General features: G+C 36.5%; 18 protein-coding genes. All 18 read left to right on the top strand.

Annotation, left to right across the window (positions count from 1 at the left end):
• Window positions 1–57: 57 nt before the first annotated feature.
• The 18 genes from B649_RS08630 (at window position 58) to B649_RS08550 (ending at window position 15,643) form a co-directional block, all read left to right on the top strand.
• Entirely contained in the window at window positions 58–726 is a 669-nt protein-coding gene (locus tag B649_RS08630) for a DUF1016 N-terminal domain-containing protein (protein ID WP_291750871.1), read from the top strand.
• Window positions 639–1,052 (top strand): PDDEXK nuclease domain-containing protein, encoded by a 414-nt coding sequence (locus tag B649_RS12595; RefSeq protein WP_291750870.1) that lies wholly within the window; start codon window positions 639–641, stop codon window positions 1,050–1,052. The genes B649_RS08630 and B649_RS12595 overlap by 88 nt, the downstream gene beginning before the upstream one ends.
• Window positions 1,053–1,155: 103 nt before the next feature.
• On the top strand, window positions 1,156–2,205 hold the full coding sequence (locus B649_RS08625) for a nucleotidyltransferase family protein (protein ID WP_015654137.1): 1,050 nt from the start codon (window positions 1,156–1,158) through the stop codon (window positions 2,203–2,205).
• A complete protein-coding gene (locus tag B649_RS08620) occupies window positions 2,202–3,113 on the top strand; it encodes a Gfo/Idh/MocA family oxidoreductase (RefSeq protein ID WP_015654136.1) in 912 nt (303 codons plus the stop codon). Before B649_RS08625 ends, B649_RS08620 begins: the two co-directional genes overlap by 4 nt.
• Window positions 3,106–3,807, top strand: coding sequence for an acylneuraminate cytidylyltransferase family protein (locus B649_RS08615; protein ID WP_015654135.1), 702 nt, complete (start codon window positions 3,106–3,108; stop codon window positions 3,805–3,807). The genes B649_RS08620 and B649_RS08615 overlap by 8 nt, the downstream gene beginning before the upstream one ends.
• Window positions 3,800–4,570: an oxidoreductase gene (locus B649_RS08610; protein ID WP_015654134.1), complete on the top strand. Its 771-nt coding sequence runs from the start codon at window positions 3,800–3,802 to the stop codon at window positions 4,568–4,570. The genes B649_RS08615 and B649_RS08610 overlap by 8 nt, the downstream gene beginning before the upstream one ends.
• 9 nt (window positions 4,571–4,579) lie before the next feature.
• Window positions 4,580–5,725 (top strand): N-acetyl sugar amidotransferase, encoded by a 1,146-nt coding sequence (locus tag B649_RS08605; protein WP_015654133.1) that lies wholly within the window; start codon window positions 4,580–4,582, stop codon window positions 5,723–5,725.
• Window positions 5,722–6,333, top strand: a complete 612-nt coding sequence (gene hisH, locus B649_RS08600) for an imidazole glycerol phosphate synthase subunit HisH (protein ID WP_015654132.1) — start codon at window positions 5,722–5,724, stop codon at window positions 6,331–6,333. The genes B649_RS08605 and hisH overlap by 4 nt, the downstream gene beginning before the upstream one ends.
• Window positions 6,333–7,097, top strand: a complete 765-nt coding sequence (locus B649_RS08595) for a HisA/HisF-related TIM barrel protein (protein WP_015654131.1) — start codon at window positions 6,333–6,335, stop codon at window positions 7,095–7,097. The genes hisH and B649_RS08595 overlap by 1 nt, the downstream gene beginning before the upstream one ends.
• A gap of 4 nt (window positions 7,098–7,101) precedes the next feature.
• The gene (locus tag B649_RS08590; protein ID WP_041192691.1) at window positions 7,102–7,644 is read left to right on the top strand and encodes an acyltransferase; all 543 of its coding nucleotides are present in this window, start codon (window positions 7,102–7,104) and stop codon (window positions 7,642–7,644) included.
• Window positions 7,641–8,831 (top strand): hypothetical protein, encoded by a 1,191-nt coding sequence (locus tag B649_RS08585; protein ID WP_015654129.1) that lies wholly within the window; start codon window positions 7,641–7,643, stop codon window positions 8,829–8,831. Before B649_RS08590 ends, B649_RS08585 begins: the two co-directional genes overlap by 4 nt.
• Window positions 8,818–9,888, top strand: a complete 1,071-nt coding sequence (locus tag B649_RS08580; protein WP_015654128.1) for a glycosyltransferase family 4 protein — start codon at window positions 8,818–8,820, stop codon at window positions 9,886–9,888. Before B649_RS08585 ends, B649_RS08580 begins: the two co-directional genes overlap by 14 nt.
• A gap of 26 nt (window positions 9,889–9,914) precedes the next feature.
• Window positions 9,915–10,838 (top strand): glycosyltransferase family 2 protein, encoded by a 924-nt coding sequence (locus B649_RS08575; protein WP_041192690.1) that lies wholly within the window; start codon window positions 9,915–9,917, stop codon window positions 10,836–10,838.
• Window positions 10,835–11,710, top strand: coding sequence for a formyltransferase family protein (locus tag B649_RS08570; protein ID WP_015654126.1), 876 nt, complete (start codon window positions 10,835–10,837; stop codon window positions 11,708–11,710). The genes B649_RS08575 and B649_RS08570 overlap by 4 nt, the downstream gene beginning before the upstream one ends.
• On the top strand, window positions 11,707–12,075 hold the full coding sequence (locus B649_RS08565) for an EamA family transporter (protein ID WP_015654125.1): 369 nt from the start codon (window positions 11,707–11,709) through the stop codon (window positions 12,073–12,075). The genes B649_RS08570 and B649_RS08565 overlap by 4 nt, the downstream gene beginning before the upstream one ends.
• Window positions 12,076–13,206, top strand: a complete 1,131-nt coding sequence (gene rffA, locus B649_RS08560; RefSeq protein WP_015654124.1) for a dTDP-4-amino-4,6-dideoxygalactose transaminase — start codon at window positions 12,076–12,078, stop codon at window positions 13,204–13,206.
• Window positions 13,199–14,911, top strand: a complete 1,713-nt coding sequence (locus B649_RS08555; protein ID WP_015654123.1) for a DUF6044 family protein — start codon at window positions 13,199–13,201, stop codon at window positions 14,909–14,911. Before rffA ends, B649_RS08555 begins: the two co-directional genes overlap by 8 nt.
• Before the next feature lie 12 nt (window positions 14,912–14,923).
• Window positions 14,924–15,643: a sulfotransferase family 2 domain-containing protein gene (locus B649_RS08550; RefSeq protein ID WP_291750868.1), complete on the top strand. Its 720-nt coding sequence runs from the start codon at window positions 14,924–14,926 to the stop codon at window positions 15,641–15,643.

Below are 15,643 nucleotides of genomic sequence, written 5' to 3'. Positions count from 1 at the left end.
AACTTGTGGGGTTGAATATGCTGAGAGTTTTATGCTTTTGAAGGAAATCTTGTGAGCATGGAAATAGCTGTAGAAAAAAACTATACAGAACTTATCGATCAAATAGGTGATTTGCTTGTTCTGGGTAGACAAAAAGCGGTTCAAAATGTCAATACTATTTTGGTGCAAACATACTGGGAAATAGGTAGATATATTGTAGAATTTGAGCAAAATGGAAATGAGAAAGCCGAGTACGGCACGGCACTTTTTGAGAAGCTCTCAAAAGATTTGACTACGGCTTATGGAAAAGGTTTTGGTCGGTCAAATTTACTTTATATGAGAAAGCTTTATTTGACATTTCAAATAAGTGGGACACTGTCCCACAAATTGACGTGGAGTCATTATTATGAGATATTAAAAGCAGATTCGGATCTTGAAATCGGCTTTTATGCCAAGCAAACTGAAAAAGAGAAATGGAGTGTGCGAGAGTTAAAACGACAAATGAAAAGTATGTTATTTCACCGTTTGGCACTAAGTACTGATAAAGAAGGTGTGCTAAGATTAGCTAGTGAGGGTCATGAAATAGAACAGCCCGAAGATTTGATAAAAGACCCTTTTGTGTTAGAGTTTTTAAACAATACCAATACCTTGAAAGTGATTTGGAAGAGCGACTCATCTCAAATCTTCAACAATTTTTACTTGAACTTGGGAAAGGCTGTGCATTTATTGGCAGACAATATCGTATGAGTATCGGTGGAAAACATTTTAGGGTTGATTTGCTTTTTTACCATCGAATCTTAAAATGTTTTGTGCTGATTGATTTAAAACGAGGTGAAATAGACCATCAAGATGTAGGGCAAATGAATCTGTATCTCAACTATTTCAAAAAAAAGGAAGCAACAGAGGGTGATAATGAGCCAGTGGACATTATTTTGGGGGCATATAAAAATCATATTTTGGTAGAATATGCAACAGATAGCATTGCAAATAAAATACTCCTCGCAAAATATCAGCTTTATCTTCCGGATAAACAACAACTTGAAAATGCATTAAATAGGTTATTAGAGCTATGAAGCATTTGAAAAATTGTATTCCGATGAATTTCAAAAGAGTCTTAAAAAGTATCGATTTGTCAAATATCTTAAAAAAATCATTTTATGATTTAGGAAATGTCTTATGAAATCAGTAGACAACATCAAAATAACCTCCCTATCAACCATACGTGAAGCCCTTAAAATCATCGATACCGGAGCGATGCAGATCGCTATCGTCGTCGATGAGAACGACAGATTGGTCGGTACACTTACCGATGGTGATATTCGCAGAGGATTGTTAAACAATCTCACCTTAGATGATTGCATCGAAAGTATCATTTTTAAGACACCCACCATTGCGACGCTGAGCGATACCAAAGAAGATATTTTTAAAAAAGCATTGGGAAAAAAACTCCATCAGATACCGATCGTGGATGATGAATATCGGGTAATCGGTATCAAAGAGATCGAGGAACTGATCAGGCCTCGTGTTAAATCGAATAAAGTAGTCCTGATGGTGGGCGGATTGGGCACGAGACTTTATCCTCTTACGGAAAATACCCCCAAACCGATGCTAAAAGTGGGCAACAAACCGATCCTGCAGACCATTGTCGAAAAATTCGCAGAGTATGGATTTGTAAATATCGTGATGTGTGTAAACTATAAATCACATATTATTCAGGACTATTTCGGAGACGGAAGTGCATTTGGCATCAATATCGAGTATATTTTAGAAGAGCAGCGGATGGGGACGGCAGGAGCACTGAGTTTGCTCCGTTCCGTTCCCTCTGAGCCCATTTTTGTGATGAACGGGGATCTGCTTACCAATGTCAACTTTGAACATCTTTTGGATTACCATATTTCTCAAAATTCTATGGCTACAATGGGTGTGCGTGAGTATGATTTTCAGGTTCCTTATGGCGTTGTCAATATCGAAGGGAGCCGTATCCTTTCGATCCAGGAAAAGCCTATTCACAAGTTTTTTGTCAGTGCCGGAATTTATATGCTCAGCCCCGAAACACTCAGTATGATTCCACAAAACGAATTTTACGATATGCCGACCTTGTTTGAGGTACTGATTAAAAATGATAAAAGAACGATCTCTTTTCCGATCCGTGAGTATTGGCTCGACATCGGACGGATGGAAGAGTATGAACGGGCAAATAGCGAGTATAGCGGAGTATTTAGTTGAAAGTATTGTTAATCGGATACGGATCGATCGGTAAGCGCCATTATGAAGTACTCAGTGAGATTGATCGGGTCACACAAATTGATATAGTAACCGCTCAGACACTTTCAGAACTGACAACGTATAAGACGATTGATCAAGTCGAAAATTTGGAGAGTTACGACTACATAGTCATTGCATCAGAGACGTACAAACATTTTGATCAAATCGACTATTTGGAAAAAAATACAAAAAATAAAATTATTTTGTGCGAAAAACCGCTCTTTGATACGTATCGGAATATTGAAGTTAAAAACAACTCTGTGTATGTAGGCTATGTTTTGCGATTTCATCTTCTTCTTCAAAAAATACGTGTTCTTTTGAAAGGAGAAGAACTTTTATTTGCGCAAATAAAATGCGGTTCTTATCTGCCATCTTGGAGACCCGGAATTGACTATAGAAAAAGTTACAGTGCTTCAAAAGAGCAAGGAGGAGGGGTATTGCTGGACTTGAGCCATGAAATCGATTATACGCAATGGCTCTTTGGAACGGTGAATACCATTTCCTCCATTCAGTCAAAAATATCAGATTTGGAAATTGATTCGGATGATATAGTTATGGCAGTTGGGAAAACGGATAAAAATGCAGCTTTTAGCATCTCTATGGATTATATTAGTAAAATTTCAATGCGAGAAATAACTGTTCATACAAATGAAAAAACCATACAAGCAGATTTAATCAAAAATACATTGCAGGTCGGTACAAAAGAAGGTGGTGTCGAAACGGTTGAAATCGAAAGTTTTGATCGAAATGATCTTTTCCGGAAAATGCACCTTTCGGCTTTAGGGGAAAAAGAAAATTTGTGTACGCTGGAAGAGGGCTTATCCGTGATGAAAACGATATCTATGATTCAGGAACAAAATAATGGTTAAAGTATTGTGCACGATTTGTGCTCGGGGCGGCTCAAAAGGGGTCAAAAACAAGAATGTCAGACTGCTTCACGGGAAACCTTTGATTGCTTATACTATCGAGCAGGCAAAAGAGTCCGGTTTGTTTGAACACATCGTCATCAGTACCGATTCGGATCTGATTGCGACGGTTGCACAGGAATATGGGGCAGAGGTATTTTTCAAACGTTCCGAAGAGATGGCATCCGATACCGCCGGAAAATTGGACGTTATCAAAGATGCCTTTCTCCGATCCGAAGCCCATTATCAAACAACCTTTGATTATCTGATCGATTTGGATGCCACGGCACCGCTGCGAAATGTTCAGGATATTATTGACTCGTATCAGCAGTTTTTAAAAGATGACAATGACAACCTGATTACCGCGATGCCCTCACGCCGAAGCCCCTATTTTAATTTGGTCGAAGTGGATGGTGCGGGTAAAGTAGCATTGTCCAAAAAATTGGAGAGCGGGATCGTACGAAGACAGGATGCCCCCAAAAGCTATGATATGAATGCATCGATTTATATTTGGAAGCGTAATACCCTTTTGGATGAAAGTACCCTTTTTCTCGAAAAAACAGGTCTTTATGTAATGCCGGAAGAACGCTCCATTGATATCGATACAGAACTTGATTTTGAATTTGTAGAGTTTTTGATGAGGAAACAAAATGCTTAAAAACAAAGTAGTCGTTATCACCGGCGGAGCAGGGTTGATCGGTAAAGAGTTCGTCAGTGCCGTCGTTGAACAGAACGGTATCGCTGTTATTGCAGATATCCATGAGGAAACAGGCAATACGGTAAAAAATCTTTTGTCGAAAGAGTTAGAGACGCAAAATATCGATTTTGTAAAGTTGGATATCACATCTAAAGAGTCTTTACTGCAAGTAATCGCATATTTGGATCAAAAATATGGGAAAATTGACGCTCTGGTCAATAATGCCTATCCCCGTAATAAAAATTATGGGAAACATTTTTTTGATGTTGAGTATGCTGATTTTGCGGAAAATGTGAGTCTGAATCTCGGAGGATACTTTTTAGCTTCCCAGCAATTTGCACAGTATTTTCATACGCAAGGATATGGCAATATTGTAAATATTTCCTCTATCTATGGTGTTATAGCTCCAAAATTTGAGATTTACGCAGATACCCCTATGACAATGCCGGTAGAGTATGCCGCGATCAAATCCGGATTGCTTCGTTTAACACAATATATGGCAAAATATTTTAAAGGGATGAATATTCGGGTTAATGCTCTTAGTCCGGGGGGGATTTTTGATCATCAACCTGAACTTTTTTTAGAAAGTTACAAAAAGCAGTGCCTTAATAAAGGGATGCTGGATAAAAGCGACCTCAAAGGCACTTTGGTTTATTTGCTGAGCGATATGAGCCAATATGTCAACGGACAAAATATCATCATAGATGATGGGTTTAGTATATAAGGAGATAAAATGGTTAAAAAAAAGATTTTTTGGTGCAAAAATTGTTTAAATATGTCGACAAGACCTCGGATCGATTTTGATGAAAGAGGCTGGTGTAACGCATGCCAATGGATGGAAGAGAAAAAAGTGATGGATTGGGCTCCAAGAGAAAAAGAGCTGGTTGAATTGCTGGATAAATACCGTTCAAACAATGGCAATTTTGATTGTATCGTCCCCGTAAGCGGAGGTAAAGACGGGTCCTATGTTGCTCATACTTTAAAGCATAAATACAAAATGAATCCATTGGCAATTACGGTGAGACCTGCGTTAGCACTGGAAATAGGGGATACTAATCTTTATAATTTTATCCATTCCGGATACAATCATATTCATATATCGACTAATCCAATAGTTTTGGATCGATTAAATAAATATGGATTTATCGAAAAAGGGTTTCCTTATTATGGCTGGTTGATTGCAATCATGACAGCAGTCATTAAAACAGCGGCAAACTTTAAAATCCCCCTTATTTTTTATGGTGAAGATGGTGAGACGGAGTACGGCGGATCGACAGAGAGTAAAAATAAAGCACTGTATAATATCGAATATATGAAAAGGGTCTATCTAGAAGGTGGGCATGAAAAAGTATTTGAGCGAATCAAACAAGATGGTGACATTAGTGAGTCCGATCTCTCATTTTTCACTTTTCCTTCAGATGATGAGATTTCAGAAGTGGGATTATCTTTTACCCATTGGTCCTACTTTGAAGCATGGGATTCGTATCGAAACTATATTGTTGCAAAAGAACATTGCGGTTTGATTGAAAAAGAAGAGGGTAATCTGGATACTTTTACAAACTTTGCCCAAAATGATCAAGCGTTATATGCACTTCATGCTTATCTTATGTATTTAAAATTTGGGTTTGGACGAGCTACGCAAGATGCCGGTATCGAGATTAGAAGAGGTGCTATGACACGGGATCAGGCACTAAATTTGGTCCGTATGTATGATAATGCTTACCCTTATGAACTTATTGATACGTATTTAGAATACTATCAAATGACGAAAGAAGAATTTGATGCCGTATTGGATAAATATGCGAATCAGGATCTTTTTGAAAAAATCGATGGAATTTGGCAACCTAAATTTGAAGCAGGGACAGAGTTTACTGTATGAATGTAGCTATTATTGATTACGGAATGGGGAATATAAAATCGGTAGTGAGTGCTTTGAAATACATCGGAGTCACAAATATAACTCTTTCCAATCAATATGACGTTTTAGATACAGCTGATAAACTCATATTACCCGGAGTAGGTTCGTTCAAGCAAGCTATGGAGACGATCAAAAGAATAGGGTTGGATCAATCTTTGCATGAGTTGGTAATCAACCGGCAAAAACCTATTCTGGGGATATGTTTAGGGATGCAATTAATGACCCGATCGAGCACTGAAGAAGCATTTACGGCAGGACTTGGTTTTATTGATGCAGAGGTAACCCGATTCGAACAGCATTCAGTCAGAATTCCGCATGTCGGTTTTAATCAAGTACGTGTCAATCCGGCTCTTAATCTTTACCATGAGATGGAAGGTGAGATTGATTTTTATTTTACGCACAGTTATAAAGCTTTAAGTGCACAACAAATCAATCAGTGTATGTGTGATTATGATGGTGAATTTATCGCCAGTTATGAACAAAACAATATTGCCGGTGTCCAATTCCACCCTGAATTAAGCCAAAATAACGGTTTGAAGTTATTGCAAAACTTCATCGAGAGGTTTTAATGTTAAGAAAACGGATCATTTTTACCTTGATTTACAGTAACGGTCATTTTATGCAAAGCCGTAATTTTAGATTGCAAAAAGTCGGCGACATTAATTGGCTCGAAAAAAATTATAAATTTCAGTCAATTGCTTTTGCTCTGGATGAATTAATCGTTTTAGATGCTACAAAAACTGAAAAATCAATAGCAACGTTCGCGCAAATTGTCAACCGCTTGGTCGATGATGTCTTTATCCCCATCGCGGCAGGTGGGGGGATCCGAAGTATCGAAGATGCTGAACTGCTTTTTAACAACGGTGCAGATAAAATTGTACTCAACACGCCTCTCGTAGAAGATCAATTGCTGGTTCGGGAACTGGTAAAAAAGTATGGGTCTCAAAGTATCATTGCATCGGTAGATTATAAAAAAGTGAATGGCATTTGTGAAGTTTACATTAAAAATGGAACCGAACGGATAGAGCACTCTCTCGTCGATTACCTCAAATATCTTGAAACTCTACAAGTTGGCGAAATCTATCTTAACTCCATTAATCAAGACGGGACCGGATTCGGATACGACTTTGAAACGATCTGCGAGGTTGTGGATACGATTAATACTCCATTAATCATAGCCGGTGGCGCCGGTAATGAAAAACATTTGAATGAAGGTTTGGAGATGAGTGGGATCAGTGCGGTTGCCACGGCAAATTTGTTCAACTTTATTGGGGATGGACTACCGCAAGCAAGGGGTAAAATCTTTAATAATGGTAAAAATATACGAAAGTAGTGCAATGATATTTGAAATAATCAATAAAATAAAATTTTGTATTTATGCTGACCGTATCGGACCGGATATGCCGTTTACACACTGGTTATTGCATTACAAATCCTCAATGAAGAAACTGTGTAAAAAGAAATTTTTACATTTTGGCGACAATGCTGAATTTCGGGTAGGGGGATATGCGGTTTTTTGTTCTCAAATAGAAATTGGCAATAATGTTATTATCCGGCCTAATACAATGTTGTTTGCAGATGAATACGCAAAAATTATCATAAGCGATAATGTTATGATTGGCTCAGGTGCCCACTTTTATGTCAATAATCATAAATATGATGATACCACTATCCCGATAATAGAGCAGGGTTATTACCCGTCGAAAGATATTCTTGTAAAAGAAGGGGCTTGGATAGGGGCTAATGCCATTATTTTGCCCGGTGTAATTATCGGTAAAAACAGTGTCATCGGGGCCGGAAGTATTGTGACAAAATCTCTTCCGGATGGGGTTGTCGCCGCAGGAAATCCAGCCAGAATTATTAAGACCATAGCTGTATGAAATTAATCTATTTATTTCGGTCCTTTTTCTTTTTTCTTTTTCTCAAAAAAAAGCATTATGATATTATTTTTTATTATCCTGCCCATTTTAATCGGGGAGAGGGTGGAAAAAATGTTTTTTTCGAGCCCTTATACGCTTTGTGTAAAAAAAACAATCTTTGCTTCCTGATACTGGAAGAGCCGGAACTTTTTCAAAACAGCTCTCTCCGCAATGCAGAAGCTGTTCCCTTTGATGCTATCCTCATTCTTATCCTGATTTTACGGAAGTTGATACCTCTGAGACTGTTTCACACCTTTGAACACAGAGAATGGTTTATTGCAAAAATCCTCAAGCCTTTATTTTTCCGAAAAATAAGTTTTAGCAACTACATTGTTTTATCCAACAGTATGCTGGGTTTTTTCAGAGGGTTGAATCCTGATGCAAAATTGTACGATTATCAGCATGGTTTGATTATGTCTGAACATTTGGGGTATGTTGACAATGATCATATGACCGCACCCTGGATAAAACTCAATGAAGCGAATGTTTTAGTCTATGGAAAAGGATTTCAGGAGCTGTTAAAACACGCAACAGCCGATCGATATTATCAGGAACATTGTTTTGTTCTTGGTCAAAATCTGACAAGCTGTTTACGCCATAATTATGGAAAACGGACGATTTTATTTTCGTTGCAGTTCGCAGATCCCGATCCCGTTTTTAATACGAAAATACGTGACATAATCGAAGGTTTTTTCAAAAAATACCAGAACTTTTTTCGCACAAATAATATAAAAATTTTACTGAAACATCATCCGAGATTTCAGAATGATATTGATCCTAGCCCTTTATTTTGTTTTGACTTTACCGAGCTGTATACGGGAGATTTGCAAACAGCCATGGAGCAATGTGATGTTCATATGACATTTGACTCCACAACGACTTTTGAAATGGCATCGGCCGGGATACCGACATTATTAATAAAAAATGAGCTGATGAGTCCTGAATATTATGTCAGAGACTATCACTATCCGCTCGGCACCCAAAGTGACGAGGGGATGATTGAAGTGCTAACCCAATACCTCAATACTCCTGCTGCGTATCATGAAGATTCCCATAATGTTTACCGTTGGTATAAGTCGTATTATGAAGAGATCGACGATCGTTTATTTATATCATTAATGAAAGAGACTATCAGTGAAGAAGATTAGGATATTTTTAGGCGCTTACATCAACAGTACAAATGCACAAAATCTGAATTGTCTCGCGTTGGCCAGACATCTTGATAAAGAAAAATTTGATGTTTATGCACTCGAGCTCTATTCGGGAAATCTCGACAATCCCCCTATATATGGTGTGAAAACATTTCGCTGTTTTTATCCTCACAAGATTTCAAAATATCTTGGGTATCTGTGGGGAATTTATCATTGCGATGTGGCATATCTGCCAAAGGGAGAAGTCGATTTATGGAACCATTTTTGGCTAAAACGGCTTGGCAAAAAAAGTTTCAACACCGTGGAAGGAATTTTGGACTCCTTGGCTATTGAAAGTGCCGGCGGGGAAAAAGTTGCGGTGAATCGGTATAAAGCATTTGAAAAACTCTATTCGATAACAAATTTCATGCGTACCTATAATCAGCAAAAATACAGCATTGCTTCTGAAGAAAAGATCCTTTATTTGGGAACAGATATCGACACTTTTTTAAATGAAACGAAACAAGCCAGCCAGCTTAAGCATATCGTTTTGATCGGTAACGACTTGATTCGCAAAGGGATCAGCGATTATTTGACATTGGCGCACTGTTTTCCAATGCTAACGTTCCATATCGTTGGTACCGGAAACGGGCAGATTGATGTTACGCAGGAAATCCGAAAAAGGAATCTTGAAAATATCGTTTACCATGGAGGATTGACACACGCCAGTCTTGTGGAACTATTGAAAACCATCGATCTTCATCTTTTTCCGTCTCGTTCAGAAGGATTTCCGAAAGTCACGCTGGAAACGGCTGCGGCAGGTGTCCCCTCATTGGTGTATTCCGATTACGGTGCAAGCGAATGGATTACACATCGGCATGATGGATTCGTGGTCGACACGATAGATCAAATGCAAGAGATAATCGATGAACTCATACATTCTCCCGCGCTCTTACAGACAACTTCTCGTAACGCTATTGAATTGGCCAAAAGATTTGACTGGAAAGTCCTGATCAAGGATTGGGAACATATCATAGAAAAATTGGCGGAAGAGGGACTTTTAGATGAAGAATGAAATTAAATGTAATTCGGAGAAAAATAATGGATAATATACATATTTCTATTGTCACACCTGTTTATGGATGTTGTGGAAGTTTGAATGATCTCTATTTAAGACTGGAAAAAACATTATCATCCATTACAAATGATTTTGAAATCATTATGATTAATGATGCAAGTCCTGATAATGCATGGAAGGGTATAAAAGAGTTGGCAAGTAAAGATTCGCGGGTAAAAGGGATCGATCTATCCCGCAATTTTGGTCAGCATTATGCGATAACAGCCGGCTTGGATTATGCAAAAGGTGATTGGGTAGTTGTAATGGATTGTGACCTTCAAGATCAACCCGAAGAGATCATCAAATTGTATAATAAAGCGCAAGAGGGCTATGATATTGTTTTTGCCAGTAGAGTTGAAAGGCAAGATAATTATTTTAAAAGATTAGGGTCAAAATTTTTCTATAATCTATTGAGTTATTTAACAGATACACAACAAGATGCATCTGTGGCAAATTTTGGAGTTTATAGCAGGCAATCAATCGATGCTATTTTGTCAATGAAAGACCAAATAAAATATTTCCCAGTTATGACAAAATGGGTAGGATTCAATACGGTAACAATTCCAATTAAACATGCGAAAAGAACTTTTGGCACTTCTTCTTATTCACTTCGTAAACTTTTATCCTTATCTATAGATATTATGTTGTCATTTTCTGATAAACCTTTAAAAATAACAGTAAAAACAGGCTTCTTTATTTCAAGTATATCTTTTATGATCGCCTGTATAGTGTTAATGAAATCACTACTAACTGGATATCAAGTGCCAGGGTGGGCAAGTATGATGATGTCACTATGGTTTTTAGGAGGATTAATAATCATGGTATTGGGTATTATTGGTATTTATATCGGTAAAACATTCGATCAAACAAAAAATAGACCTGTATATATTATAAAAGATGTAATATGAAAATAATATTGTTTTTAATGAATGAAAAAGGAAAAAAAGTTTTAGAAGCGATATGTACAAGATATGCTCCTGCAATGGTAGAATACGTGGTAGGCAGTAAAGACCAAAATGTACAAAACGATTACTACGAAGATATTGTATCTATTTGTAAACAAAACAATATTGTTTTGTTTGACCGAAATGAATATGATGAAAATAATAAAACGAATTTGTACAAATTTGCTATCGGTTGGCGTTGGCTAATCAAAGATAGTGAAAATTTAATTGTATTACATGATTCTATTTTGCCTAAGTACAGAGGTTTCGCCCCTTTGGTTAATGCACTGATCAATCAAGAAAATGAGGTAGGGGTTTCTGCTATATTTGCTAATTCGGAATTTGATAAAGGTGACATATTAGGACAAAAAAAAATAACGATTACCTATCCACTAACGATAGGTGAAGCTATAGCTGAAGTTTCAAAATTATATCAACAACTGGTAATTGAAGTAATTGACAATATTGATAACCATACATTTGTCCCCTTGGTGCAAACTGAAAGTGAAGCAAGCTATAGTATATGGAGAGATGAAGAAGATTATCATATAGAGTGGAATAATCATGCAAGTGATATCATACGCTTTATTAATGCAGTCGGATTTCCTTATTCGGGGGCATTTTCCATTATTGATAATAAAAAAGTTAGAATATTAGAAGTTTCTGAATTTGGTGATGTTGTTATAGAAAACAGAGATGTCGGGAAAATGATTTTCATTGATCAAGGGAGCCCAGTGGTTATATGTAAAAACGGATTAATAAAAGTTGAAAAAATGGTAAGTGAAGAAGGCGATAATTTATTACCAATGACAAAATATAGGGTTAGATTTAAATGATAGGTTATTTATATATTGTAGGAACTATTTTTTTTACTGTTTACGGACAGTTGATACTTAAATGGCGAATTACTACCTACGGAGCATTGCCTGAGCTTTTTTCCGATAAATTGATTTTTTTGATTAAGCTGCTTTTTGATCCTTGGATATTCAGCGGTTTTGCATCAGCATTTATTGCTTCTTTTTTTTGGATGGCGACGATGACAAAATTTGAGCTGAGTTTTGCCTATCCTTTTATGAGCGGTGCATTTGTATTAGTTTTTTTATTTTCGGTTTTTTTCTTGAATGAACCTGCAACTTGGCAAAAAGTTGCAGGTTTAATTTTAATTGTTACTGGAATTATTGTGACGAGCAGGAGTATTTAAATGGTCCCATTCAATAAACCGCCTTTAACCGGCAACGAAGAACAGTATGTATTAGAAGCTATGAAAAGCTTTAAAATATCGGGAGATGGTCCTTTTACAAAAAAATGTCATACTTGGTTCGAAGAGAACTTGAAGTGTCAAAAAGCACTCTTAACTACCTCGTGTACACACGCTCTTGAAATGGCTGCGATTTTGATTGATATACAGCCTGGAGACGAAGTCATTATGCCAAGTTATACTTTTGTATCTACCGCAAATGCCTTTGTCCTTAGGGGAGCTAAAATTGTCTTTGTCGATATTCGGCCAGATACCATGAACATAAATGAAACCCTTATCGAAGCTGCTATAACCAAGCAGACAAAAGCGATCGTTCCTGTCCATTATGCAGGGGTGGCTTGTGAGATGGACACCATAATGGAACTAGCAGACAAATACAATCTCTATGTTATTGAAGATGCTGCCCAAGGAATGATGAGCAGTTATAAGGGCAAAGCACTTGGAACCATTGGACACTTGGGATCCTTTAGTTTTCATGAAACAAAAAACTATACCAGTGGCGGCGAAGGAGGCTTGTTAATTATCAATGATAAATGCTTTAGCGAACGCGCAGAGGTTATTCGTGAGAAAGGGACAAATCGTAGTCAGTTTTTTCGCGGAATGGTTGATAAATACAGCTGGGTAGATATAGGCAGCAGTTATTTGCCAAATGAGTTAAGTGCTGCTTATCTTTGGGGGCAACTCGAAAAAGTTGATGAGATACATAGTAATAGACTCCATTCTTGGGAATTATATTATTCCGGTTTAAAAGAGCTGGAAAATAAAGGCTTCATTGAACTACCAAAAATGCCAGATGAATGTACTCACAATGCACATATGTTCTATATTAAAGTTCAAGATTTAGAAAAGAGAACTGAGATTCTGGAACATTTAAAACAAAATGGTATTTTGGCTGTTTTTCATTATATTCCACTCCATAGCGCTGTAGCGGGCTTGACGTTTGGAGAGTTTATAGGCAATGATGATTTTACAACACAAGAAAGTGAACGGCTGATACGATTGCCTATCTACTATGGTTTGACAATAGAAGATTTGGAATTAATCATCAAATCAATAGTGGATTTTTATGAATAAATTAGGATTCTTACATCTAATTTCAAGTATGAAGTTTCATATTGTTTCTTTACTTGTAATCATTTTATATATCGCGCCATGGTTCATATTTGGGGAAGATGCTTATATGCGGATTGGCGATCATTTAGATTCCAATGTTATTTGGCACAAAATATTGATAGATAATAATCTCATATTCGCCTCTTCGTCCACAATAATTAATACTATGATGAATGGGATTCCACGCATAGCATTCGGAAATGAATTAGATATGGTACTGTGGCTAAATGTTTGGTTCGGAGTTGTCTATGCTCATGCTATCAATCAATTGCTTATGCGCGTAGTTGCGTATGTCGGTATGTTTTTTTTATTAAAAAAATATATTATTGTCGATCAATTATCCACTGCAAATAAAATAATTATACACGGTGTTGCACTGTCATTTGCTCTATTGCCTTTTTGGCCTTCAGCCGGCTTGTCTGTCGCTGGTCTGCCTTTGGTGTTATTCGCATTTTTAAATATTTATAAAAATAGAGACACATGGATTGAGTGGCTCATCATCGCATTTATCCCTTTTTACAGTTCTCTTGTTTTAGTTCATTTCTTTTTTCTATTATTGGCCTTTTCTTTTTTTATTTATGATCTAATACAAACCAGAACACTGCATCGCAAATTATTTTTTGCCATTACTTTTTTAACATTTATTTCTTTAATCATCAATTATCGATTGGTATTTGGCATGTTATTACCCAGTGATTTTGTATCCCATAGGAGCGAGATGTCAATTGCAAAAGCAATGAATGGTGATGTAAATAATATTTATTTATACTTAAAATCAATTTCCACCTATTTGGTTTATGGACATCATGCTCATGTTGAAACTTTTCATACCTATTTTATAGGTTTATCACTTTTTTTAGCAACGATGATCACACTAAAAAAATGGGATAAAGATTATCTTTTAATCCTAAAATTGATCATATTGCTTATCATATTTTCTTTTATTTTAAAATTGTGGTATTACCCTCCCTTTGATTATGTTAAAGAACAGGTTCTATTATTCAAAGAGTTTAATATGAGTAGAATCGCATGGCTTAATCCAATGCTATGGTATATTGTTTTCGCTCTGGCTTTAAGTATTATTGCCAGATATTTTAAATATTCCATTTATATTGTATCGATTTTACTACTATTGCAGATAGGCTATCTCTTTTCTAAGAGTGATTATTATGTTGGACAAAAGGCTGATCAGCCCTCATTTCAAGAATTTTATTCGCCAGAATTATTCTATGACATAAAAACGTATTTGAATTACGATGCAAACAAATCAACGGTGGCTTGTTTAGGATTTTTCCCTGCTGTTGCCCAATACAATGGAATGCAAACAATCGGAGGATATAGCGCAAATTATCCCTTAAGCTATAAATATGAATTTAGAAAAATTATTGAAAAAACTTTGAGTAGTAATTCTGATTTAAAAAAGGAATTTGATTATTGGGGAAGCAATTGTTATTTGCAAGTTTCACAATTGAAATCTGTATATATGGGAAATAAGCCTGAAGCCAAAATCATAAATGTGTCAGAACTTAATTTTCAGCAAATGAAAAAACTGAGTGTCACGTATCTGCTTTCTGCTTATGAACTGGAAAAGAATCCAGAAATCAGATTGCTGAAGGTCTTCCAAAATAAAGAGTATTTTTGGAAAATTTATGTGTATGAAATATAAAATTATTGTGGGATGGAAAAATTAATGAAAAGATTATATAGGGGATTAGTGCCAGAATTCGTCCGTCGAACTATAAAAGATCGTGAGACTTACCGTGAGTACGAAAATCTCAGAAAAACCCCTAAGCATACCTATTATCGATTTGATGAAACAAAAAGTATTTTTATACATATTCCCAAAGCTGGCGGAATTTCTATTATTAAAAGTCTTTATGGCGAAGAAGCAAACGGATTTGGCCATCCAACCTATGAAAGATTTTTACGCATGTATGGAAAGAGACGGTACGAAAGTTATTTTAAATTTACATTTGTACGAAATCCATGGGATAGATTGCTATCGGCCTATAATTTTTTAAAAAATGGGGGGATGAACCATTTGGATAAACAGTTTTCAGACGATGTGCTGAAAAACTATGATTCGTTTGAATCCTTTGTAATGGAGGGTATGAATGAAGCCAATATCGAAACATGGACTCATTTTATCCCCCAATATCGTTATATTTATGATGCACAGATGAATCTTGTTGTTGATTATGTCGGACGTTTTGAACATTTTGAGTTTGATTTTGAACATATCCGTTCGGTCCTGCAGCAAGGGTCATCACTGCAACACCGGAATAAAACAGGTGAGAGTAAAGAGGAAAATTACCGTGCGGCCTACACCCCTGAAATGATACAAAAGGTCGCAGAGTTGTATCAAAATGACATCCGGATGTTTGGATATGAGTTTTGA

Origin of the sequence: Candidatus Sulfuricurvum sp. RIFRC-1 (assembly GCF_000310245.1) — a bacterium.
In the GTDB taxonomy this organism is placed as follows: domain Bacteria; phylum Campylobacterota; class Campylobacteria; order Campylobacterales; family Sulfurimonadaceae; genus Sulfuricurvum.
Note: the sequence above shows the minus strand (reverse complement) of the source record. Positions and strands in the feature narration are given on the sequence as shown.